This window comes from Citrobacter sp. wls710 (assembly GCF_005281115.1).
Lineage (GTDB): Bacteria > Pseudomonadota > Gammaproteobacteria > Enterobacterales > Enterobacteriaceae > Citrobacter > Citrobacter werkmanii.
The window spans coordinates 37,814-57,707 of sequence record NZ_SZXD01000039.1 but is presented as its reverse complement, the minus strand read 5'-3'; the positions used below and the strand labels follow the sequence as shown (position 1 = coordinate 57,707).

The 19,894-nt window shown below is 54.3% G+C and carries 22 protein-coding genes and 1 tRNA gene; 17 read left to right on the top strand and 6 right to left on the bottom strand.

The annotated features are described in order from the left end of the window. Positions 1-277: 277 nt before the first annotated feature. The gene (mqo, locus tag FDX14_RS18585) at positions 278-1,939 is read left to right on the top strand and encodes a malate dehydrogenase (quinone) (protein ID WP_061382093.1); all 1,662 of its coding nucleotides are present in this window, start codon (positions 278-280) and stop codon (positions 1,937-1,939) included. A 93-nt stretch (positions 1,940-2,032) separates the two neighbouring features. Here mqo and eco read toward each other — a convergent pair whose 3' ends face one another. Beyond that, entirely contained in the window at positions 2,033-2,530 is a 498-nt protein-coding gene (gene eco / locus FDX14_RS18580; RefSeq protein ID WP_061382229.1) for a serine protease inhibitor ecotin, read from the bottom strand. 413 nt (positions 2,531-2,943) lie between these two features. Between eco and napF the strand changes: the two genes are divergently transcribed. From napF to FDX14_RS18505, 15 genes are all read left to right on the top strand, one after another. Continuing rightward, positions 2,944-3,435, top strand: a complete 492-nt coding sequence (gene napF, locus FDX14_RS18575; RefSeq protein ID WP_137350031.1) for a ferredoxin-type protein NapF — start codon at positions 2,944-2,946, stop codon at positions 3,433-3,435. Beyond that, positions 3,425-3,688: a chaperone NapD gene (napD, locus tag FDX14_RS18570; protein WP_038642193.1), complete on the top strand. Its 264-nt coding sequence runs from the start codon at positions 3,425-3,427 to the stop codon at positions 3,686-3,688. Before napF ends, napD begins: the two co-directional genes overlap by 11 nt. Beyond that, on the top strand, positions 3,685-6,171 hold the full coding sequence (gene napA / locus FDX14_RS18565; RefSeq protein ID WP_137350030.1) for a nitrate reductase catalytic subunit NapA: 2,487 nt from the start codon (positions 3,685-3,687) through the stop codon (positions 6,169-6,171). Before napD ends, napA begins: the two co-directional genes overlap by 4 nt. Positions 6,172-6,177: 6 nt before the next feature. Then, complete coding sequence (napG, locus tag FDX14_RS18560) at positions 6,178-6,873, top strand: ferredoxin-type protein NapG (RefSeq protein WP_003834629.1); 696 nt, start codon at positions 6,178-6,180, stop codon at positions 6,871-6,873. Next, positions 6,860-7,723, top strand: coding sequence for a quinol dehydrogenase ferredoxin subunit NapH (gene napH, locus FDX14_RS18555; RefSeq protein ID WP_042307187.1), 864 nt, complete (start codon positions 6,860-6,862; stop codon positions 7,721-7,723). The genes napG and napH overlap by 14 nt, the downstream gene beginning before the upstream one ends. Then, the gene (napB, locus tag FDX14_RS18550) at positions 7,720-8,169 is read left to right on the top strand and encodes a nitrate reductase cytochrome c-type subunit (RefSeq protein ID WP_038642185.1); all 450 of its coding nucleotides are present in this window, start codon (positions 7,720-7,722) and stop codon (positions 8,167-8,169) included. Before napH ends, napB begins: the two co-directional genes overlap by 4 nt. Before the next feature lie 9 nt (positions 8,170-8,178). Beyond that, on the top strand, positions 8,179-8,781 hold the full coding sequence (gene napC / locus FDX14_RS18545) for a cytochrome c-type protein NapC (protein ID WP_003027548.1): 603 nt from the start codon (positions 8,179-8,181) through the stop codon (positions 8,779-8,781). 20 nt (positions 8,782-8,801) lie between these two features. Then, positions 8,802-9,422: a cytochrome c biogenesis heme-transporting ATPase CcmA gene (gene ccmA / locus FDX14_RS18540; RefSeq protein ID WP_042307189.1), complete on the top strand. Its 621-nt coding sequence runs from the start codon at positions 8,802-8,804 to the stop codon at positions 9,420-9,422. Then, positions 9,419-10,078, top strand: a complete 660-nt coding sequence (gene ccmB, locus FDX14_RS18535; RefSeq protein ID WP_137350029.1) for a heme exporter protein CcmB — start codon at positions 9,419-9,421, stop codon at positions 10,076-10,078. Before ccmA ends, ccmB begins: the two co-directional genes overlap by 4 nt. A 76-nt stretch (positions 10,079-10,154) precedes the next feature. Then, complete coding sequence (locus FDX14_RS18530) at positions 10,155-10,892, top strand: heme ABC transporter permease (RefSeq protein ID WP_006683732.1); 738 nt, start codon at positions 10,155-10,157, stop codon at positions 10,890-10,892. Further along, the gene (ccmD, locus tag FDX14_RS18525) at positions 10,889-11,101 is read left to right on the top strand and encodes a heme exporter protein CcmD (RefSeq protein ID WP_005129320.1); all 213 of its coding nucleotides are present in this window, start codon (positions 10,889-10,891) and stop codon (positions 11,099-11,101) included. The genes FDX14_RS18530 and ccmD overlap by 4 nt, the downstream gene beginning before the upstream one ends. Further along, positions 11,098-11,577: a cytochrome c maturation protein CcmE gene (gene ccmE, locus FDX14_RS18520; RefSeq protein ID WP_042307191.1), complete on the top strand. Its 480-nt coding sequence runs from the start codon at positions 11,098-11,100 to the stop codon at positions 11,575-11,577. The genes ccmD and ccmE overlap by 4 nt, the downstream gene beginning before the upstream one ends. After that, positions 11,574-13,529, top strand: a complete 1,956-nt coding sequence (locus FDX14_RS18515) for a heme lyase CcmF/NrfE family subunit (protein WP_137350028.1) — start codon at positions 11,574-11,576, stop codon at positions 13,527-13,529. Before ccmE ends, FDX14_RS18515 begins: the two co-directional genes overlap by 4 nt. Then, positions 13,526-14,083 (top strand): thiol:disulfide interchange protein DsbE, encoded by a 558-nt coding sequence (dsbE, locus tag FDX14_RS18510; protein ID WP_003834613.1) that lies wholly within the window; start codon positions 13,526-13,528, stop codon positions 14,081-14,083. The genes FDX14_RS18515 and dsbE overlap by 4 nt, the downstream gene beginning before the upstream one ends. Further along, the gene (locus FDX14_RS18505; RefSeq protein WP_137350027.1) at positions 14,080-15,129 is read left to right on the top strand and encodes a cytochrome c-type biogenesis protein CcmH; all 1,050 of its coding nucleotides are present in this window, start codon (positions 14,080-14,082) and stop codon (positions 15,127-15,129) included. Before dsbE ends, FDX14_RS18505 begins: the two co-directional genes overlap by 4 nt. A 96-nt stretch (positions 15,130-15,225) precedes the next feature. Here FDX14_RS18505 and narP read toward each other — a convergent pair whose 3' ends face one another. The 4 genes from narP to FDX14_RS18485 all read right to left on the bottom strand — a co-directional run bounded on the left by narP (position 15,226) and on the right by FDX14_RS18485 (position 18,249). Then, positions 15,226-15,873 (bottom strand): nitrate/nitrite response regulator protein NarP, encoded by a 648-nt coding sequence (gene narP, locus FDX14_RS18500; protein WP_016153764.1) that lies wholly within the window; start codon positions 15,871-15,873, stop codon positions 15,226-15,228. A gap of 205 nt (positions 15,874-16,078) precedes the next feature. Continuing rightward, positions 16,079-16,155: transfer RNA gene (locus FDX14_RS18495), tRNA-Pro, on the bottom strand. 74 nt (positions 16,156-16,229) lie between these two features. After that, complete coding sequence (yejM, locus tag FDX14_RS18490; protein ID WP_042307247.1) at positions 16,230-17,990, bottom strand: LPS biosynthesis-modulating metalloenzyme YejM; 1,761 nt, start codon at positions 17,988-17,990, stop codon at positions 16,230-16,232. A gap of 31 nt (positions 17,991-18,021) precedes the next feature. Next, positions 18,022-18,249: a YejL family protein gene (locus FDX14_RS18485; RefSeq protein ID WP_003027506.1), complete on the bottom strand. Its 228-nt coding sequence runs from the start codon at positions 18,247-18,249 to the stop codon at positions 18,022-18,024. Between the two features lie 134 nt (positions 18,250-18,383). Here FDX14_RS18485 and yejK point away from each other — a divergent pair, with 134 nt between their 5' ends. Continuing rightward, positions 18,384-19,391 (top strand): nucleoid-associated protein YejK, encoded by a 1,008-nt coding sequence (gene yejK, locus FDX14_RS18480; RefSeq protein ID WP_006683753.1) that lies wholly within the window; start codon positions 18,384-18,386, stop codon positions 19,389-19,391. Positions 19,392-19,510: 119 nt separating this feature from the next. On the opposite strand, the gene rplY is transcribed toward yejK, so the two are convergent. Continuing rightward, entirely contained in the window at positions 19,511-19,795 is a 285-nt protein-coding gene (gene rplY, locus FDX14_RS18475; protein WP_006683755.1) for a 50S ribosomal protein L25, read from the bottom strand. Positions 19,796-19,894 lie beyond the last annotated feature (99 nt).

The window sequence follows — 19,894 nt, the reverse complement described above, 5'->3', positions numbered from 1 at the left end:
TAACTCTCAGGTCAGAAAGGGCCTGATAACAGCAGACCGACAGGCATCCGTGCGGTGAATAGCAAAGCGCAGCATAGTACGCGTCTGGCGGGCAGGTTTCCAGACGTGATTGTCAATAACCGTATAAATTATCAACGTATTAATAACATTTTTAAAATTAAAATATAATTTATAAACAATATTTAATTATTTTTACTTAAGTGTTACCGTTGGTGCCGCTCGATTTTCACCTGCATTAAAAGCAAAAAAGCGATACTAAAAGTAAGGCATTAACATTATGAAAAAAGTGACTGCCATGCTCTTCACCATGGCCGTTGGGCTGAATGTTGTCTCGATGGCGGCAAAAGCGAAAGCGGCGGAAGAGCAGGAAACGGATGTACTGTTGATTGGCGGCGGCATCATGAGCGCCACGCTGGGAACCTATTTACAGGAGCTGGAGCCGCAATGGTCAATGACCATGGTTGAGCGACTGGATGGCGTCGCTCAGGAAAGTTCGAACGGCTGGAACAACGCCGGAACCGGCCACTCCGCACTGATGGAGCTGAACTACACGCCTAAAAAGGCCGACGGTAGCATCAGCATAGAAAAGGCAGTCGAAATCAACGAAGCCTTCCAGATTTCCCGTCAGTTTTGGGCTTATCAGGTCAATAATGGCGTGATGCATGAACCGCGCTCATTTATCACTACCGTCCCGCATATGAGTTTTGTCTGGGGCGACGAGAACGTGAATTTCCTGCGCGCCCGTTACACCGCCCTGCAGCAGAGCACTTTATTCCGTGGTATGCGTTATTCCGAAGATCACGCGCAGATTAAAGAGTGGGCACCGCTGGTCATGGAAGGTCGCGATCCGAAACAGAAAGTCGCGGCAACGCGCACCGAGATTGGTACTGACGTTAACTATGGTGAAATCACGCGCCAACTGATTGCCTCGTTGCAGAAAAAGCCCAACTTTGCGCTGCAACTGAGCACCGAAGTGCGAGGCTTTAAGCGTAATGCAGACAATAGCTGGACCGTTACGGTCGCCGATCTGAAAAACAACGAAGCGGAACATGATATCAAGGCGAAGTTTGTCTTTATCGGTGCCGGTGGCGCTGCGCTGAAGCTGTTGCAGGAAACCAACATTCCAGAAGCGAAAGGCTATGCCGGATTCCCGGTTGGCGGCCAGTTCCTGGTGGCGGAAAACCCGGACGTAGTGAATCGTCACCTGGCGAAAGTGTATGGTCAGGCGTCTGTGGGCGCGCCGCCGATGTCCGTACCGCACATCGATACCCGTATCCTGGATGGCAAACGTGTCGTGCTGTTTGGGCCATTCGCGACATTCTCCACCAAGTTCCTGAAAAACGGTTCGTTGTGGGATCTGCTCAGCTCGACCACGACGTCGAACTTTATGCCGATGGTCAACGTAGGCCTGGATAACTTCGATCTGGTGAAATATCTGGTAAGCCAGGTGATGCTGAGCGATGACGACCGTTTTGCCGCACTGCAAGAGTACTATCCGCAGGCGAAGAAAGAAGACTGGCGTTTATGGCAGGCGGGTCAGCGTGTGCAGATCATTAAAAGTGATGCAGAGAAGGGCGGCGTTCTCCGTCTGGGAACCGAAGTCGTCAGCGATAAAGAAGGTACGATTGCTGCGCTGCTGGGCGCTTCGCCTGGTGCATCAACCGCGGCACCGATCATGCTACATCTGATGGAAAAAGTGTTTAAAGATAAAGTCGCCAGCCCTGAGTGGCAGGCGAAGCTGAAAACGATTATTCCGTCTTATGGTACTAAGCTGAACGGAAACGTTGAAGCAACTGAACAAGAGCTGCAATACACCAGCGAAGTTCTGGGTCTGAAATACGACAAGCCGCAGGTTGCCGATGAAGCGCCAAAACCGCAGTTGAAACCTCAGGCTCAACCGCAGCCTGAGCAGAAAGCTGTGGCGGATATCGCGCTGTAAATAAAATGCCGGATAAGCGCTGCGCTTATCCGGCATGGTTCATGCGTCTGTAGGTCGGATACGGCGGTACGCCGCCATCCGGCACATTCTCACTTATCGCGCGACTGCGTCCTGAATCTTCTCTTCCGCTTTCCAGATTCGGTATTTCACTTCCACGTTTTCCGGGGTGTAGACCACAATCGGCAGCTTGCTGTTGTAGCGCAGCATACCGTCATCACCCAGATACGCGGTAATAAATTTCTTCTCTTTCTTGCCGTCCGGGCAGGCCATCATGGTTGAAACCGGAGAGGTGACTTTGTCGAAAACATAGTAGTCGTATCCCCAACCTTCCAGCGTTTTACTGTCCAGCTCTCCACCCAGGCGGTGCTGGTTACAGTCAACTTCCAGCGTTTGTCCGATCAGCAGTTCTACTTTCAGAGTAGATTCATCTTTCTCAGGGGTAAGCTGGATAACCTGGCGCTTCATACCCTTTTCCGCTTTAGGATAAGGGGCGACTTTTTCCAGCGGCTGAGCACCGGTATCGTTACTGGCAGCCCAGGCAGAGGTGCTGGCAAAGGCGGCGAAAAGTACGGCAGGGACAATTGTCTTCATCTTATTGTTCACAGTGTTTCCTTTCTTCTGTCTTATGAACGAACCTGGAGCAGGTTAACATATTTGTGTTATCTATTAATCTGGATTTACTTATATTTAAAGTGTATTTGGAAGGGGTTTATAATCAATGTAGCGATATATTCTAAGAACTATCTTAATTATAAGATTATTCTCTTGTCGCCTTCTTCGTTGTGTATTTCATTATACAACCCATTGAAATGTGAGCAAAAGCGCATTTTTTCCCGTCAACTCAACACTCTTTTGATCCGGCAACAGCATTTACCCCGATCGGGGTATGCTCCTCTTACACATCCTGAAATATCTTACGACTAAAAATAACTACTCATAAATAGTGCAGTTTTTTATGTCGTTCAACCCGCCGGGGGAGAGCGTCATTATGGAAGGACAATGTCATGGTTGATTTATCCCGTCGAGGTATGTTGACAGGCAGTTGGCGTAACGCCAACGCAGGGATCCGTCCGCCGTGGAGCAAGGAAGATTCTCACTTTCTGGCCCATTGCCTTCGTTGTGACGCCTGCATCCAGGCGTGTGAAACCGACATCCTGCAGCGAGGCCAGGGTGGTTATCCGAGCGTAAATTTCAAACACGGCGAGTGCAGCTTTTGTTATGCCTGCGCAGAAGCCTGTCCCGAATCACTTTTTCTTCCGCGCCACACCAGGGCCTGGGATCTGAGTTTTACGATCGGGGAAAACTGTCTCGCACACCAGTCAGTTGAGTGTCATCGCTGTCAGGATAGCTGTGAACCCACGGCCATAACCTTTCGCCCCACGCTGTCCGGTATTTATCAGCCACAGCTCGACAATCAGGCCTGTAACGGATGCGGCGCGTGTGTCGCTATTTGCCCGGTATCAGCCATTAATGCGGAGTACAACCATGGACAGTAACTGGCAGGTCTGCAGCCTGGTCGTTCAGGCCAAAAGTCAGCATATCAATGATATCGCCACGCAGTTGCGTTCGTTTCCGGGTTGCGAAGTTGCACTTAGCGATGTGGAAAGCGGCCAGCTCATTGTGGTGGTGGAAGCAGAGCAAAGTGAAACGCTAATGAAAACTATTGAGTCAGTGCGCAACGTTGCGGGCGTGCTGGCGGTGTCGCTGGTTTATCACCAGCAGGATGAGCAAGGTGAGGAAACACCATGAAACTCAGTCGTCGTAGCTTTATGAAAGCTAACGCCGTTGCGGCCGCTGCGGCGGCTGCCGGGTTAAGCGTGCCGGGCGTAGCCCGCGCGGTAGTCGGTCAGCAAGAAGCCATCAAATGGGACAAAGCCCCGTGCCGTTTCTGCGGAACGGGCTGTGGCGTATTGGTCGGGACGCAGCAAGGGCGTGTTGTGGCATGCCAGGGTGACCCGGATGCGCCGGTTAACCGTGGACTTAACTGCATCAAAGGTTACTTCCTGCCGAAAATCATGTACGGAAAAGACCGTTTAACACAGCCGATGCTGCGCATGAAGGACGGTAAGTATCACAAAGAAGGCGAATTCACTCCGATTAGCTGGGATCAGGCCTTTGACGTGATGGAAGAGAAATTCAAAACGTCGATGAAAGAGAAAGGCCCAGAGTCTATCGGCATGTTCGGCTCGGGTCAGTGGACGATTTGGGAAGGTTACGCTGCCGCCAAATTGTTTAAAGCCGGCTTCCGTTCTAATAACATCGACCCGAACGCCCGTCACTGCATGGCGTCAGCGGTGGTCGGTTTTATGCGTACCTTCGGTATGGATGAGCCGATGGGCTGCTATGACGATATTGAGCATGCCGATGCTTTCGTCTTGTGGGGCGCGAATATGGCGGAGATGCACCCAATTCTGTGGTCGCGCATCACCAACCGTCGTCTGTCCGATCCGAATGTTACCGTCGCGGTGCTCTCCACCTTCCAGCATCGTAGCTTTGAGCTGGCGGATAACGGTATGGTCTTCACGCCGCAAACCGATCTGGTGATCCTCAACTACATCGCAAACTACATCATTCAAAACAATGCGATCAACCAGGATTTCTTTAGCAAGCACGTTAACCTGCGTAAAGGCGTGACGGACATCGGCTACGGTCTGCGTCCAACCCATCCGCTGGAAAAAGCGGCGAAGAATCCAGGTTCCGATGCTTCTGAACCGATGAGCTTTGAAGATTACAAAGCCTTCGTTGCTGAGTACACGCTGGATAAAACCGCCGAAATGACTGGCGTACCGAAAGATCAACTGGAACAGTTGGCGCAGCTGTATGCCGATCCGAAGAAAAAGGTCATCTCCTACTGGACGATGGGCTTTAACCAGCATACCCGTGGCGTGTGGGCCAACAACCTGGTCTATAACCTGCACCTGCTGACCGGTAAAATTTCTCAGCCAGGCTGTGGCCCGTTCTCTCTGACCGGCCAGCCTTCAGCGTGCGGCACCGCGCGTGAAGTCGGGACGTTCTCCCACCGTCTGCCTGCGGACATGGTGGTCACCAACGAAAAACACCGCGATATCTGCGAGAAGCACTGGAATATCCCGACCGGGACTATTCCGGCAAAAATCGGGCTGCACGCTGTGGCGCAAGACCGTGCGCTGAAAGATGGCAAACTCAATGTCTACTGGACGATGTGTACCAACAACATGCAGGCCGGTCCGAACATCAACGAAGAACGTATGCCGGGCTGGCGCGATCCGCGCAATTTCATCATCGTTTCCGATCCGTACCCGACGGTCAGCGCCCTGTCAGCCGACCTGATCCTACCGACCGCAATGTGGGTAGAGAAAGAAGGTGCCTACGGTAACGCGGAACGACGCACTCAGTTCTGGCGTCAGCAAATTAAAGCGCCGGGCGAATCGAAATCGGATCTGTGGCAACTGGTGCAATTCTCTCGTCGCTTCAAAACAGAAGAAGTATGGCCGGAAGAGCTGCTGGCACAAAAACCGGAACTGCGCGGTAAAACGCTGTATGACGTGCTGTTTGCCACGCCAGCCGTGACCAAATTCCCGGTCGCTGAACTGGCTGAAGATCAGCTCAACGATGAATCCCGCGAGCTGGGCTTCTATCTGCAAAAAGGGCTGTTCGAAGAGTATGCCTGGTTTGGCCGTGGCCACGGACACGATCTCGCACCGTTTGACGATTACCATAAAGCGCGCGGTTTACGCTGGCCGGTCGTTGAGGGCAAAGAGACTCAGTGGCGCTACAGCGAAGGCAACGACCCGTACGTGAAAGCGGGGGAAAGCTACAAGTTCTACGGTAAGCCGGACGGTAAAGCGGTTATCTTCGCGCTGCCATTTGAACCTGCCGCTGAAGCGCCGGATAAAGAGTATGACCTGTGGCTCTCCACCGGACGTGTGCTGGAGCACTGGCATACCGGCAGCATGACGCGTCGTGTGCCTGAACTGCACCGCGCCTTCCCGGAAGCGGTGCTGTTTATCCACCCGCTGGATGCAAAAGCGCGCGATCTGCGCCGTGGCGATAAAGTCAAAGTGGTTTCCCGCCGTGGTGAAGTTATCTCGATTGTTGAAACGCGCGGGCGTAACCGTCCGCCGCAGGGGCTGGTATACATGCCGTTCTTCGATGCCGCACAGCTGGTGAATAATCTGACGCTGGATGCGACGGATCCGCTCTCCAAAGAGACGGATTTCAAGAAGTGCGCCGTGAAACTGGCGAAGGTGTAACGCGTTATGTCCCGGTCAGCAAAACCCCAAAATGGCCGCCGCCGTTTTCTGCGCGATATGGTTCGCGCGGCGGGCGGGCTGGCCGTCGTTGGCGTGGCGCTGGGGTTGCAACAACAAACCGCACGTGCAACTGGCGTGCGGTTACGCCCGCCAGGCGCACTGAGCGAGGAGGCATTCGCCAGCGCCTGTGTGCGCTGCGGTCAGTGCGTTCAGGCATGCCCATATGACACGCTGAAGCTGGCGACGCTGGCCTCCGGGCTGGCAGCAGGTACGCCCTATTTTGTCGCCCGCGATATTCCTTGCGAAATGTGTGAGGACATTCCGTGTGCCAAAGTCTGCCCCAGCGGCGCGTTGGACAGGGAAATTGAATCCATTGACGATTCGCGTATGGGGCTGGCGGTACTGCTGGATCACGAAAACTGCCTCAACTACCAAGGGTTACGCTGCGATGTTTGTTACCGCGAGTGCCCGAAAATCGATGAGGCTATCACCCTTGAGCTGGACCGTAATATGCGTACCGGCAAGCATGCGCGGTTTATTCCGACCGTGCACAGCGATGCCTGTACCGGCTGTGGGAAATGCGAAAAAGTCTGCGTACTGGAACAGCCAGCAATAAAAGTGCTGCCGCTGTCGCTGGCGAAAGGGGAGTTAGGACACCATTACCGCTTCGGTTGGCTGGAGGGGAACAATGGCAAATCGTAAACGTGATGCCGGGCGTGAAGCGCAGGCAAAAAAAGGATGGTGGAAGAGTCATCGCTGGCTGCTGCTGCGTCGTTTGAGTCAGTTTTTGATACTGGCGATGTTCCTCAGCGGCCCGTGGCTTGGCGTGTGGATCCTGCATGGCAACTACAGTGGCAGTCTGCTGTTGGATACCGTCCCATTCACCGATCCGCTGATTACGCTGCAAAGCCTGGCCAGCGGACACCTGCCGGCAACGGTTGCGTTAACGGGGGCGGTCGTCATCACGGTGCTGTATGCCCTTGCGGGTAAGCGTCTGTTTTGCAGCTGGGTTTGTCCGATGAACCCGGTCACCGATTTAGCCAGTTGGTTACGCAGAAGGTTTGACCTGAATCAGTCCGCGACCCTGCCGCGCTATATACGGTACGTCCTGCTGGTGGTTATCCTGGTCGGTTCCGCCTTGACCGGTACGCTGCTGTGGGAATGGATAAATCCCGTCTCTCTGCTCGGACGGAGTCTGGTAATGGGATTTGGCAGTGGTGCACTGCTGATTCTGGCACTGTTTTTATTTGATCTACTGGTCGTTGAGCATGGCTGGTGCGGGCATCTCTGTCCACTGGGCGCACTGTATAGCGTAGTGGGAAGTAAAGGTGCATTAACCGTTTCGGCAAAAGAACGTAACAGATGTAACCGCTGTATGGATTGTTTTCATGTTTGCCCGGAACCGCATGTGCTACGTGCGCCGGTGCTGGATGAGCAAAGCCCGGTGCAGGTAACCAGTCGCGATTGCATGGCCTGCGGTCGCTGCGTGGATGTCTGTTCTGAGGATGTTTTTACAATAACAACACGATGGAGTTCGGGAGCGAAATCATGAAAAGCCATGACCTGATTAAAAAGCTGAGTCAATGGACGGCCCTGCTTGCCCTGGTCGTCAGTGGGGCCGTTTGGGCTGCAAACGGAGTGGACCTAAGCCAGTCACCGGAAGTCTCAGGGACACAGGAAGGGGCGATTCGCATGCCGAAAGAGCAGGAGCGTATGCCGCTGAACTATGTGAATCAACCGCCAATGGTTCCGCACAGCGTTGAAGGGTATCAGGTGACGACCAATACTAACCGCTGTCTGCAATGCCACGGTGTGGAAAGCTATCGCACTACCGGCGCGCCGCGCATCAGTCCGACGCACTTTATGGACAGCGATGGCAAGGTATTGGCTGAAGTCGCGCCGCGTCGTTATTTCTGTCTGCAATGTCACGTCCCGCAGGCTGACGCTGCGCCGATTGTTGAAAATACCTTCACCCCCTCGAAAGGTTACGGGAAATAAGAGGTCATTATGGAAAATTCTAACCGTAAACCAGGCTGGATTAAGCGCGTCTGGCAATGGTGGCGTCGCCCCAGCCGTCTGGCGCTCGGCACGCTGTTGTTAATCGGCTTTGTGGGCGGCATTATTTTCTGGGGCGGCTTTAATACCGGTATGGAAAAGGCCAATACGGAAGAGTTCTGCATTAGCTGTCACGAAATGCGCAATACGGTGTACCAGGAATACATGGAAACCGTACACTACAACAACCGCAGTGGTGTGCGTGCGACTTGCCCTGATTGCCACGTCCCGCATGAGTGGGGCCCGAAAATGATCCGTAAGATCAAGGCCAGTAAAGAGCTGTACGCGAAAGCATTGGGGTTAATAGATACACCGCAAAAATTTGAAGACCATCGTCTGACGATGGCGCAAAATGAGTGGCGGCGTATGAAAGACAATAACTCGCAAGAGTGTCGCAACTGTCACAACTTCGAGTTTATGGATTTAACCGCCCAGAAAGGCGTTGCGGCCAAAATGCACGACCAGGCCGTGAAAGACGGGCAAACCTGTATTGACTGTCATAAAGGGATAGCGCACAAACTGCCTGATATGCGCGAAGTCAAACCGGGCTTTTAACAGGATGTAGATAACCAGGTATGCTTGAAGCCAGAGAATTACTTTGCGAGCGGGATGACAGAATACTGTTCAGCGATCTGTCATTTCGCGTCAACGCAGGGGAATGGGTACAAATTACCGGCAGCAACGGCGCGGGGAAAACCACTCTGCTGCGGTTGCTTACCGGGCTGGCGCGTCCCGACGCAGGGGAGGTTTGCTGGCAAGAACAACCCCTGCATCACGTGCGGGACAGCTACCATCAGCAATTGCTGTGGATCGGACATCAGCCGGGGATAAAAACCCGGCTTTCGGCGTTGGAGAACCTGCGTTTTTTCCATCACGACGGTGATATCGCACAGTGTCTGGACGCGCTGGCGCAGGCGGGACTTGCCGGATACGAAGATATTCCGGTGAATCAGCTCTCCGCCGGACAACAGCGGCGCGTGGCGCTGGCCCGTTTGTGGCTGACCCGCGCCCGGCTGTGGATCCTCGATGAACCCTTTACCGCCATTGATGTGAACGGCGTTGAGCGACTGACTCAGCGTATGGCACAGCACACGGAGCAGGGCGGTATTGTTATTCTTACCACCCACCAGCCGCTTAATGTTGAGACCAGTAAAGTGCGACGTATTGCGCTGACCAGCGAGAGGGCAGCGCAATGATGTGGCGAATCTTCCGTTTAGAACTGCGAGTTGCGTTTCGTCATAGTGCGGAAATCGTCAATCCTTTATGGTTCTTCCTGATTGTTATCACGCTGTTCCCTCTGAGCATTGGGCCGGAGCCACAGCTGCTGGCGCGTATTGCGCCGGGCATCATCTGGGTTGCGGCGCTGCTGGCGTCATTGCTGGCGCTGGAGCGCTTGTTTCGTGATGACTTACAGGACGGCAGCCTTGAGCAACTGATGCTGCTGCCGCTGCCGCTTCCGGCGGTCGTGCTGGCGAAAGTGATGGCGCACTGGGTCGTAACTGGTTTGCCGCTGTTAATCCTCTCGCCGCTGGTGGCATTACTGCTGGGCATGGATATGTACGGCTGGAAAATTATGGCGCTGACCTTGCTGCTCGGTACGCCGACGCTGGGTTTTCTCGGCGCGCCGGGTGTGGGTTTGACGGTGGGCTTAAAGCGCGGCGGTGTGCTGTTAAGCGTGCTGGTTCTCCCGCTTACCATACCACTACTGATTTTTGCGACCGCCGCGATGGATGCGGCTTCCATGCACCTACCGGTTGAAGGGTACATGGCGATTCTGGGGGCGTTGCTGGTAGGCAGCGCCACGTTAAGCCCGTTTGCCACGGCTGCGGCGTTACGGATTAGCGTGCAGTAATGCGGACAGGATTTGCAGGCCGGGCAAGGTACTCCGGCAAAACGGATATTAATTAATGGAGTCTGGTGACTGAACTATGTGGAAAACACTTCATCAATTGGCGATGCCCCCTCGGCTCTATCAGATCTGCGGCTGGTTTATTCCGTGGCTGGCGATTGCCAGCGCGGTGGTACTCATAACGGGATGGGTCTGGGGCTTTGGCTTCGCGCCGGCTGATTATCAGCAGGGACAGAGCTATCGCATCATTTATCTGCACGTTCCGGCGGCAATCTGGTCGATGGGAATTTATGCCTCGATGGCTGTTGCGGCGTTTATCGGCCTGGTCTGGCAGATGAAAATGGCTAATCTGGCGCTGGCTGCGATGGCGCCGATTGGTGCAGTGTTTACCTTTATTGCGCTGGTGACGGGGTCCGCATGGGGCAAACCGATGTGGGGAACCTGGTGGGTCTGGGATGCTCGACTCACCTCAGAACTGGTGCTGCTGTTTCTCTACGTTGGCGCGATTGCGCTATGGCATGCGTTTGATGATCGCCGCCTGGCAGGGCGTGCCGCCGGTATTCTGGTGCTGATTGGCGTGGTCAACTTACCGATTATTCACTACTCGGTCGAGTGGTGGAATACGCTGCATCAGGGGTCAACCCGTATGCAGCAGAGCATCGATCCGGCAATGCGCGCTCCGCTGCGTCTGGCGATTGTCGGCTACCTGTTGCTGTTCGTCACGCTGGCGCTAATGCGCATGCGTAACCTGATTTTGATGATGGAAAAACGCCGCCCGTGGGTGAGCGAACTGATCTTAAAAAGAGGCCGCCAATGACCCCTGCATTTGCATCATGGAGTGATTTTTTCGCGATGGGCGGTTACGCCTTGTATGTCTGGCTGGCTGTCGCCATGAGCGTTATTCCGCTGTTGGTGCTGGTGCTGCATTCTGCGTTACAGCATCGCGCAATTTTACGCGGTGTGGCTCAGCAGCGGGCGAGGGAAGCGCGCATGCGCGCAGCGCAAGTACAACGGGAGGCGGCGTGAATATTCGACGTAAAAATCGGCTATGGATAGCCTGCGCGGTACTGGCAGGTCTGGCGTTGACCATTTCGCTGGTGCTCTACGCGCTGCGTTCCAATATCGATCTGTTCTACACCCCGGGAGAGATACTCTACGGTAAGCGTGAAACGCAGCAGATGCCTGAAGTCGGTCAACGTCTGCGCGTGGGTGGGATGGTGATGCCGGGCAGCGTGAAGCGCGATCCGCAATCGCTAAAAGTAAATTTCAGCATCTATGACGCCGAAGGTGTGGTGGATGTGACCTATGAAGGCATTTTGCCGGACCTGTTCCGTGAGGGGCAGGGCGTCGTCGTTCAGGGCGAGCTGGACAAGGGAAATCATGTGCAGGCTAAAGAGGTTCTTGCCAAACATGATGAAAATTACACGCCGCCGGAAGTCGAAAAAGCGATGCAGGAAAACCACCGTCGCCCGGAAAGTGTTTATAAGGATAAAACGTCATGATGCCTGAAATTGGCAATGCGCTGTTGTGCCTTGCGCTTGGCGTTGCATTACTGCTGTCGGTCTATCCGCTGTGGGGCGTGGCGCGCGGCGACGTGCGGATGATGGCCTCAGCACGGCCCTTTGCCTGGGTCTTGTTTATCTGCGTGATGGGGGCGTTCCTGATTCTGGTTAATGCCTTTGTGGTTAACGACTTTACCGTGACCTACGTCGCCAGTAACTCCAATACCCAACTTCCGGTCTGGTATCGGGTCGCGGCGACCTGGGGCGCGCATGAAGGCTCGCTGCTGCTGTGGGTGTTGCTGATGAGCGGCTGGACGTTCGCCGTCGCAGTGTTCAGCCAGCGCATGCCGCTGGATATCGTCGCCCGCGTGTTGGCGGTGATGGGGATGGTCAGCGTCGGCTTCCTGCTGTTTATCCTGTTTACCTCTAATCCGTTTGCCCGTACGTTGCCCAACTTCCCTATCGAAGGGCGCGACCTCAACCCGCTGTTGCAGGATCCGGGACTGATTTTCCATCCGCCGTTGCTGTACATGGGGTATGTCGGTTTCTCGGTGGCTTTTGCGTTTGCGATCGCCGCGTTGATGAGCGGGCGTCTGGACAGCACCTTCGCTCGCTTTTCGCGTCCATGGACGCTGGCGGCGTGGGTGTTTCTGACGCTGGGGATTGTCCTCGGTTCGGCCTGGGCCTATTACGAGCTGGGCTGGGGCGGCTGGTGGTTCTGGGATCCGGTTGAGAACGCCTCCTTTATGCCATGGCTGGTGGGCACAGCCCTGATGCACTCGCTGTCGGTAACCGAACAGCGCGCCAGCTTCAAAGCCTGGACCCTGCTGCTGTCAATCAGCGCCTTCTCGCTGTGCCTGTTGGGTACTTTCCTGGTACGCTCCGGCGTACTGGTTTCGGTGCATGCTTTCGCCTCAGACCCGTCGCGAGGGATGTTTATACTGGCCTTCATGGTGCTGGTGATTGGCGGTTCCCTGCTGCTGTTTGCAGTGCGTGGGCATAAGGTTCGCTCGCGGGTAAACAACGCGCTGTGGTCGCGTGAATCGCTGCTGTTGGGCAACAACGTCCTGCTGATCGCCGCTATGCTGGTGGTGTTACTGGGCACGCTGCTGCCGCTGGTGCACAAACAGCTTGGGCTGGGCAGTATTTCGATTGGCGAGCCGTTCTTCAATACCATGTTCACCTGGCTGATGGCGCCGTTTGCGCTGCTGCTGGGCATTGGGCCATTAGTGCGCTGGGGCCGTGACCGACCACGTAAACTGAAAACGTTACTGATCATCGCGTTTGTCACCACGCTTATTCTGTCGCTGCTGCTGCCGTGGCTGTTTGAGGATCGCATTGCCGCCATGACGGTGGTGGGGCTGGCGATGGCGTGCTGGATATTTGTGCTGGCCATGTCCGAAGCGTACCTGCGCATTTCTCGTGGAACAAAGCTGACGCCAAGCTACTGGGGGATGGTATCAGGTCACGTTGGGCTGGCGATTACCATTGTTGGTATTGCCTTTAGCCAGAATTACAGCGTGGAACGCGATGTGCGCATGAAAGCGGGCGATAGCGTCAGTATCCATAACTATCAGTTCACCTTCCGTGAAGTAAAAGACATTACCGGACCAAACTACCGGGGCGGGGTCGCCATTATTGGCGTCACGCGTGATGGTAAACCGGAAGCCACGCTGCATGCGGAGAAACGCTTCTATAACAGCACCAGTTCGATGATGACCGAAGCGGCGATTGACGGCGGGCTTACGCGCGATCTGTATGCTGCGCTGGGTGAAGAGCTGGATAACGGCGCATGGGCTGTACGTTTGTATTACAAACCGTTTATTCGCTGGATTTGGGCCGGAGGGTTGCTGATGGCGCTGGGCGGGGTGTTCTGCCTGTTTGATCCACGCTATCGCCAGCGCACGCGCCCGCGTGTCGCGGTGCAAAAAAATGCGTCGGAGGCTGTATGAAGCGCAACGCACTGTTAATACCGTTTATTATTTTTCTCATCATTGCAGCGGCGCTACTGTGGCAGTTAGCGCGTAACGCGCAAGGAGACGACCCTACTAATCTGGAGTCGGCGTTGATCGGCAAACCTGTTCCGACGTTCCGCCTGGAATCGCTGGAAAACCCGGGGCAGCATTATCAGGCCGATGTGCTGACGCAGGGGAAGCCAGTGTTGCTGAACGTCTGGGCGACCTGGTGTCCGACCTGTCGCGCCGAGCATCAGTATCTGAATCAACTGTCTGCGCAAGGCGTGCGGGTAGTGGGCCTGAACTATAAAGACGATCGTCAGAAAGCCATTGTCTGGCTGAAAGAGCTGGGCAATCCTTACTCATTAAGTCTGTTTGACGGCGACGGTATGCTCGGCCTCGATCTTGGCGTGTACGGCGCACCGGAGACGTTCCTGATCGACGGGAAAGGTATTATTCGCTATCGCCATGCCGGCGATCTGAATGCCCGGGTGTGGGAAAGCGAGATCAAACCGTTGTGGGACAAGTACAGTAAGGAGGCTGCGCAATGAGATTTTTATTGGGCCTGCTGATGCTGGTTATCTCGGGATCCGCGCTTGCGACTATCGACGTAATGCAGTTTAAGGATGAAGCGCAGGAGCAGCAGTTCCGCCAGCTTACCGAGCAACTGCGTTGTCCTAAATGTCAGAACAACAGCATTGCCGACTCTAACTCAATGATCGCCACCGACCTGCGTCAGAAAGTGTACGAACTGATGCAGGAAGGCAAAAGCCAGAAAGAGATTGTTGACTACATGGTGGCGCGCTACGGCAACTTCGTCACTTACGATCCGCCGTTAACTCCGCTGACCGTGCTGCTGTGGGTGATGCCTGTGGTAGCGATTGGTCTCGGGGGCTGGATTATTTTCGCCCGTACTCGCCGACGCGTGCGGGTGAAACAAGAAGAGTTTCCTGAAGACATTATCCCGGATGGCAAGCGCGGTGGATTCGGACTCTTTGTGCCCGGCATCGTGGTGGCGCTGGTGGTTGGCGTGGTGAGCTATTATCAAACCGGGAACTATAAACAGGTGCAGGTCTGGCAGCAGGCAACCGCTCAGGCTCCAGCGCTGCTGGAGCGGGCATTGGATCCGAAAGCCGACCCGTTGAATGAAGAAGACATGACGCGTCTGGCGCTGGGGCTGCGCACTCGCTTACAGGCCGATGCCGGAAACGTCGAAGGCTGGATCATGCTCGGACGTATTGGCATGGTACTCGGTAACGCCAGTACGGCTACTGAAGCCTATGCCAATGCCTATCGACTGGATCCTAACAACAGCGATGCGGCGCTGGGTTATGCGGAAGCATTGACCCGTTCTTCCGATCCTGATGATAACCGTCGGGGAGGGGAGTTGTTGCGCCAGCTGATCAGAGGCGAGCATGCTAACGTGCGCGTATTGAGCATGTATGCTTTTAACGCTTTCGAACAGCAGCGCTTTGGCGAAGCGGTTGCGGCGTGGGAGATGATGCTGAAATTATTGCCCGCTAACGATACCCGTCGGGCGGTAATAGAACGCAGTATTAAACAGGCGATGGAGCAGCTAACGCCGCAGGAGAAGTAAGAGTCCAGATTGCCCGAAGGCGTGTTGCTTTCGGGCCTATGCGGGCTTTGTAGGCCGGATAAGACGTTGCTGCGTCGCCATCCGGCATCTCATTGATTACTGCATTCCGCGCGTTTGCAAAAACAGAATAGTGGCAGCAACGCGAGAGCGCACATTGAGTTTGCGCAGCAGGTTGCGAATATGCACCTTCACCGTCTGTTCGGAAATATTTAATACCGAAGCAATCTGTTTATTCGACAGCCCCTGAGCCAGTTCGTGTAACACATCCAGCTCGCGTTCGGTGAGAATGCTGAACGGATCTTCTTGTGCGCCGAACAGGTCGCGTTCGCGCAGATATTCACTGACGCGTGTACTAAACGCTTTACCGCCTTTGGCTCCGCTGCGAATGGCCTCCAGCAGGACTTCAGGATCGCTGTCTTTGAGCAAATAACCATCCGCACCCGCGTCAATTAAGGCGTATACATCGCTGGCGGCATCCGAAACGGTCAGAATGATAATTTGTGCGGTAACGCCGTCCCGACGCAGCGCATTCAGGGTATCCAGCCCACTCATACCCTTCATATTGAGATCCAACAGGATCACGTCAAGGTCCAGACGGTTTGCCAGATCGATCGCACTTGCGCCGTCACCTGCTTCAGCCACCACGTTAAATGCGGGATCCAGTTGCAATAATTGACTAATTCCCCGCCGCATCAGTGGGTGGTCGTCGACAATCAGCACCCGAAAAGGCGTTGCTTCAGGCATACTATTCTCCTGAGTTTTATTAGTATCATTATTGTTTTCAGCGCATCAATCGTCCAGGTTCATCGCGCTGATGAGAGGGTAAATTTTACCCCAATTTGTGCATGGGTAAGTAGTAAAACCTGTGCTGAAAGCCGTGGTGGCGCGGAACATTGAATCGCAGGCATAAAAAAACCAACCACAAGGGTTGGTTTTTTTTGAGGATTTTTGGTCGGCACGAGAGGATTTGAACCTCCGACCCCCGACACCCCATGACGGTGCGCTACCAGGCTGCGCTACGTGCCGACGCTATGGCTGATAATACTACTGCTTTCCACCGCGAATGCAAGAGGATGGCTTGCTAACTGATTTATAATTAATCAGTTAGCAATGAATCGCTTCTCATCCGTCAGAACTTGCAGCAGCAGGCTCAGCTGCGGTTTCTGATCTTTTATCTTCTCACCGTGTAAATCATACGTCTGATAATTACCGTTGTTGTTAAGCACCAGCGTCATCTCTGGCGTGGTAATCGCCAGCGTGCTGCCGTCGGCGGCGGTAACCCAGTAATGGCGGCGGGTTGCATTAAACAAATCCTGGCCCTGCGAGTACTCGTTAGCTGGCGTACTGACGTGGAGCAGACGTTGCATAAGCGTCGTCATCAGGTCTGTATGATCGGTCAGGCTATTGATGCGCTGAGCAGGTGTTCCCGGCCAGTGAATAATCAGAGGAACCTGCAGATGGCCGCGCGACCACGCAAAGCTGTTCTCTTCCTGAGTCAGCGGCACGCCCCGACCAGCAGTAATAATCACCACCGTGTTGTTCAGTTTACCGGAGTCGCGCAGGGCGCTAAGGATCCGGTTAATGTTGGCATCCACATCCTGAGCGGCATTGGCGTAGCGTTTGGCAAAGTTCTTCTGGTTGCTGTCATCCAGGTTCGTTCCGTTAAAGGAGACCCAGGAGAACCAGCGGTTATCTTCCTGTGCGTAGCGGCCTAACCAGTTAATCCACTGACTTGCGGTTTGCTCGTCAGACTGCGTTTGCACGCTCGGCATAGAGAAATCTGACAGTAGCGCCTGGCGATAAAGCGGGCTGGTAAAGCCATCCGAGGAGAATAGCCCCAACTGATACCCCTGCTGGTTCAGTGCAGAGATCAGCGCCGCAGGCGTTCGGGTCGACAAAATACCGTCCATGTAGCTTGGGGACACGCCATAGAACAGGCCAAAAATCCCGTTATCTGTGGTGTTGCCTGTGCTCATGTGACGCGTAAAGGAGATATTCTGCCCAGCGAATTCAGCCAGCGCTGGCATCTGTTTTTCAAAACGGGAGTAGTTCAGGCCGTCTACGGTAATCAGCAGAACGTTCTGGCCGGTTCCCATATCGCGGTAGCGCAGGTCGCTGAGCGGGTATTGTACGGAAACTGCTTCCGGGTTTCCCTGCTCGATCAGGCGGCGTTGATATTCTTGCGCATCCAACAGACCGTGTTTTTCCAGAAACTTACGCGCCGTCATCGGGTAGGAGAGCGGCAGGTTCGCGCGTTGCATGGTAATAGGGCGATAGAAATTGGCGTCTGCCCAGATGTACACCACATGCGAGGCGATAAAGGAAACGAAGAAGAATGCTGCTAAGGGTTTCGCAAAATGGCGACGACGCGTCAGGCTGCGCAGCTTTTGCCAGCTCCAGGTCGCAAACAGCATTTCGATTAACAGAATAACCGGCACGCTGATAAACATCAGTTGCCAGTCACGCGCCGCTTCATTCTGGTCAGGGTTAATGACCAGTTCCCAGACGATCGGGTTGAGGTGCAGGTGGAAGCGGGTAAAAACTTCGCTGTCGATTAACAACAGCGTCATGCCCGCCGTCGCCAGGATAGCTGATAAGAATCGCATCAGCCTCTGGGACATGACGATAAACGTCAGGGGAAACAGGATCAGCAGATAGGTGGCAAACACCAGGAAGCTAAAATGCCCGACAACGCTCAGGTAGGAATAAACGCGCCCTGCAAGCGTAGTCGGCCAGTCGGCGACAAACAGGTAACGGCTACCGAGTACCATGGCCAACAGAATGTTGAACAAAGCAAACCAGTGCCCCCAGCTAACCATCTGGGAGACTTTCTCACGGTAGCGCTGACGATGAGTTACCATAAACTGTTGTTCGTTTCCCCGGAGCAGGCTCTTAATGCGCTTGGTCGTCGTTTACCGAAGACTGCAATGCGCGGGCAAAAGAGTTGGCAATCGCCTGGCGCTGGGCCGGTGCGATGCTTGTATTGATAAGGTTAGTCACCATGTTTCCCAGTACCATCAGGGAAAGATCGGTCGGCGCCTTATGTTTTTCCAGTACGTTGAGCATCTCATTCAGCAGTTGTTCAACGTGTTCGTCACTATAGCGGGAAATTTGTGGCATAAATCGAAATCAGTCTGTTCATGAAAGGGCAACATATTACCGTACGGACAGTTTTTTTTCTGCTTTTTTATCTTCTATTGCGTCACTGCCCGGCAGGTGGTTGAATACCGCCCGGTCTAAAAGGAGAGTTTATCATGAGTCTGGATATCAACCAGATTGCCCTGCACCAGCTTATCAAACGTGATGAGCAAAACCTTGAGCTGGTCTTGCGCGATTCATTACTGGAACCGACAGCGACCGTTGTCGATATGATGGCTGAACTGCATCGGGTGTATAGCGCCAAGAATAAAGCCTATGGCCTGTTCAGCGAAGAGAGCGAGCTGGCGCAAACGCTGCGTTTACAGCGTCAGGGCGAAGAGGATTTTCTGGCTTTTAGCCGTGCCGCGACAGGGCGTTTGCGGGACGAGCTGGCGAAATATCCTTTTGCCGATGGTGGTATTGTCCTGTTCTGCCATTACCGCTATCTGGCGGTAGAGTATCTGCTGGTTGCCGTGCTGAACAATTTAAGCAGCATGCGCGTCAATGAAAATCTGGATATCAACCCGACGCACTATCTGGATATCAATCATGCGGACATCGTGGCGCGAATTGATTTAACCGAGTGGGAAACCAATCCGGAGTCCACACGCTATCTGACGTTCCTGAAAGGGCGGGTAGGGCGCAAAGTCGCCGATTTCTTCATGGACTTTCTCGGCGCCAGCGAAGGTCTGAACGCCAAAGCGCAAAACCGCGGTCTGCTGCAGGCGGTCGATGACTTCACCAATGAGGCGCAACTGGATAAAGCCGAGCGCCAGAATGTGCGTCAGCAGGTCTACAGCTACTGCAACGAGCAGCTACAGGCCGGTGAAGAGATTGAGCTGGAGTCGCTGTCTAAAGAGCTTTCCGGCGTCAGTGAAGTCAGCTTCAGCGAATTCGCTGCTGATAAAGGGTATGAGCTGGAAGAGAGCTTCCCGGCGGATCGCAGTACGCTGCGCCAGTTAACCAAATTTGCCGGCAGCGGCGGTGGGTTAACCATTAATTTTGACGCCATGCTGCTGGGCGAGCGTATTTTCTGGGATCCGGCGACGGACACGTTAACCATCAAAGGTACGCCGCCGAACCTGCGCGACCAGCTCCAGCGCCGCACATCGGGCGGGAAATAAAACCGTTTGCCGGGTGGGGGAGGAAACGCCTTAGCCGGCCTGCGTGATCTATCTTTAGCGCCAACAGAATCCCATAAAAAAACCCCGCCGAGGCGGGGTTTTCTTCAACTTCCAGGCGATTACGCGCGAACGAAGTCGATGTGAGTCAGCTTCGGCTTGAAAGCGTGACGCTGTACAGCCTGAGCTTTAACTTTAACTTCTTTACCGTCAACAACGATGGTCAGAACTTCGCTGTAGAATTCAGCTTTAGCTTGCATGTTCATAACTGCATCGTGATCCAGTTCGATAGCAATCGGGGCTTCTGCGCCACCGTAGATGATTGCCGGGAACTTGTTAGCGGCACGCAGGCGGCGGCTCGCACCCTTACCCTGCTCTTTACGTACTTCAGCGTTGATAGTAAACATTTAAATCTCTCTTTAATAATTCCTGCTACAGGCGACCCAGCAACAGGTAAGTGATCTGCTTTGCGTATGCAAAAGCGGGCGAGATTCTATACTCAAACG

Excerpts from the sequence above, each read along its gene's own strand:
- mqo (WP_061382093.1), top strand. The coding sequence starts at position 278 with ATGAAAAAAGTGACTGCCATGCTCTTCACCATGGCCGTTGGGCTGAAT.
- eco (WP_061382229.1), bottom strand. The coding sequence starts at position 2,530 with ATGAAGACAATTGTCCCTGCCGTACTTTTCGCCGCCTTTGCCAGCACC.
- napF (WP_137350031.1), top strand. The coding sequence starts at position 2,944 with ATGGTTGATTTATCCCGTCGAGGTATGTTGACAGGCAGTTGGCGTAAC.
- napD (WP_038642193.1), top strand. The coding sequence starts at position 3,425 with ATGGACAGTAACTGGCAGGTCTGCAGCCTGGTCGTTCAGGCCAAAAGT.
- napA (WP_137350030.1), top strand. The coding sequence starts at position 3,685 with ATGAAACTCAGTCGTCGTAGCTTTATGAAAGCTAACGCCGTTGCGGCC.
- napG (WP_003834629.1), top strand. The coding sequence starts at position 6,178 with ATGTCCCGGTCAGCAAAACCCCAAAATGGCCGCCGCCGTTTTCTGCGC.
- napH (WP_042307187.1), top strand. The coding sequence starts at position 6,860 with ATGGCAAATCGTAAACGTGATGCCGGGCGTGAAGCGCAGGCAAAAAAA.
- napB (WP_038642185.1), top strand. The coding sequence starts at position 7,720 with ATGAAAAGCCATGACCTGATTAAAAAGCTGAGTCAATGGACGGCCCTG.
- napC (WP_003027548.1), top strand. The coding sequence starts at position 8,179 with ATGGAAAATTCTAACCGTAAACCAGGCTGGATTAAGCGCGTCTGGCAA.
- ccmA (WP_042307189.1), top strand. The coding sequence starts at position 8,802 with ATGCTTGAAGCCAGAGAATTACTTTGCGAGCGGGATGACAGAATACTG.
- ccmB (WP_137350029.1), top strand. The coding sequence starts at position 9,419 with ATGATGTGGCGAATCTTCCGTTTAGAACTGCGAGTTGCGTTTCGTCAT.
- FDX14_RS18530 (WP_006683732.1), top strand. The coding sequence starts at position 10,155 with ATGTGGAAAACACTTCATCAATTGGCGATGCCCCCTCGGCTCTATCAG.
- ccmD (WP_005129320.1), top strand. The coding sequence starts at position 10,889 with ATGACCCCTGCATTTGCATCATGGAGTGATTTTTTCGCGATGGGCGGT.
- FDX14_RS18515 (WP_137350028.1), top strand. The coding sequence starts at position 11,574 with ATGATGCCTGAAATTGGCAATGCGCTGTTGTGCCTTGCGCTTGGCGTT.
- dsbE (WP_003834613.1), top strand. The coding sequence starts at position 13,526 with ATGAAGCGCAACGCACTGTTAATACCGTTTATTATTTTTCTCATCATT.
- FDX14_RS18505 (WP_137350027.1), top strand. The coding sequence starts at position 14,080 with ATGAGATTTTTATTGGGCCTGCTGATGCTGGTTATCTCGGGATCCGCG.
- narP (WP_016153764.1), bottom strand. The coding sequence starts at position 15,873 with ATGCCTGAAGCAACGCCTTTTCGGGTGCTGATTGTCGACGACCACCCA.
- yejM (WP_042307247.1), bottom strand. The coding sequence starts at position 17,990 with ATGGTAACTCATCGTCAGCGCTACCGTGAGAAAGTCTCCCAGATGGTT.
- FDX14_RS18485 (WP_003027506.1), bottom strand. The coding sequence starts at position 18,249 with ATGCCACAAATTTCCCGCTATAGTGACGAACACGTTGAACAACTGCTG.
- yejK (WP_006683753.1), top strand. The coding sequence starts at position 18,384 with ATGAGTCTGGATATCAACCAGATTGCCCTGCACCAGCTTATCAAACGT.
- rplY (WP_006683755.1), bottom strand. The coding sequence starts at position 19,795 with ATGTTTACTATCAACGCTGAAGTACGTAAAGAGCAGGGTAAGGGTGCG.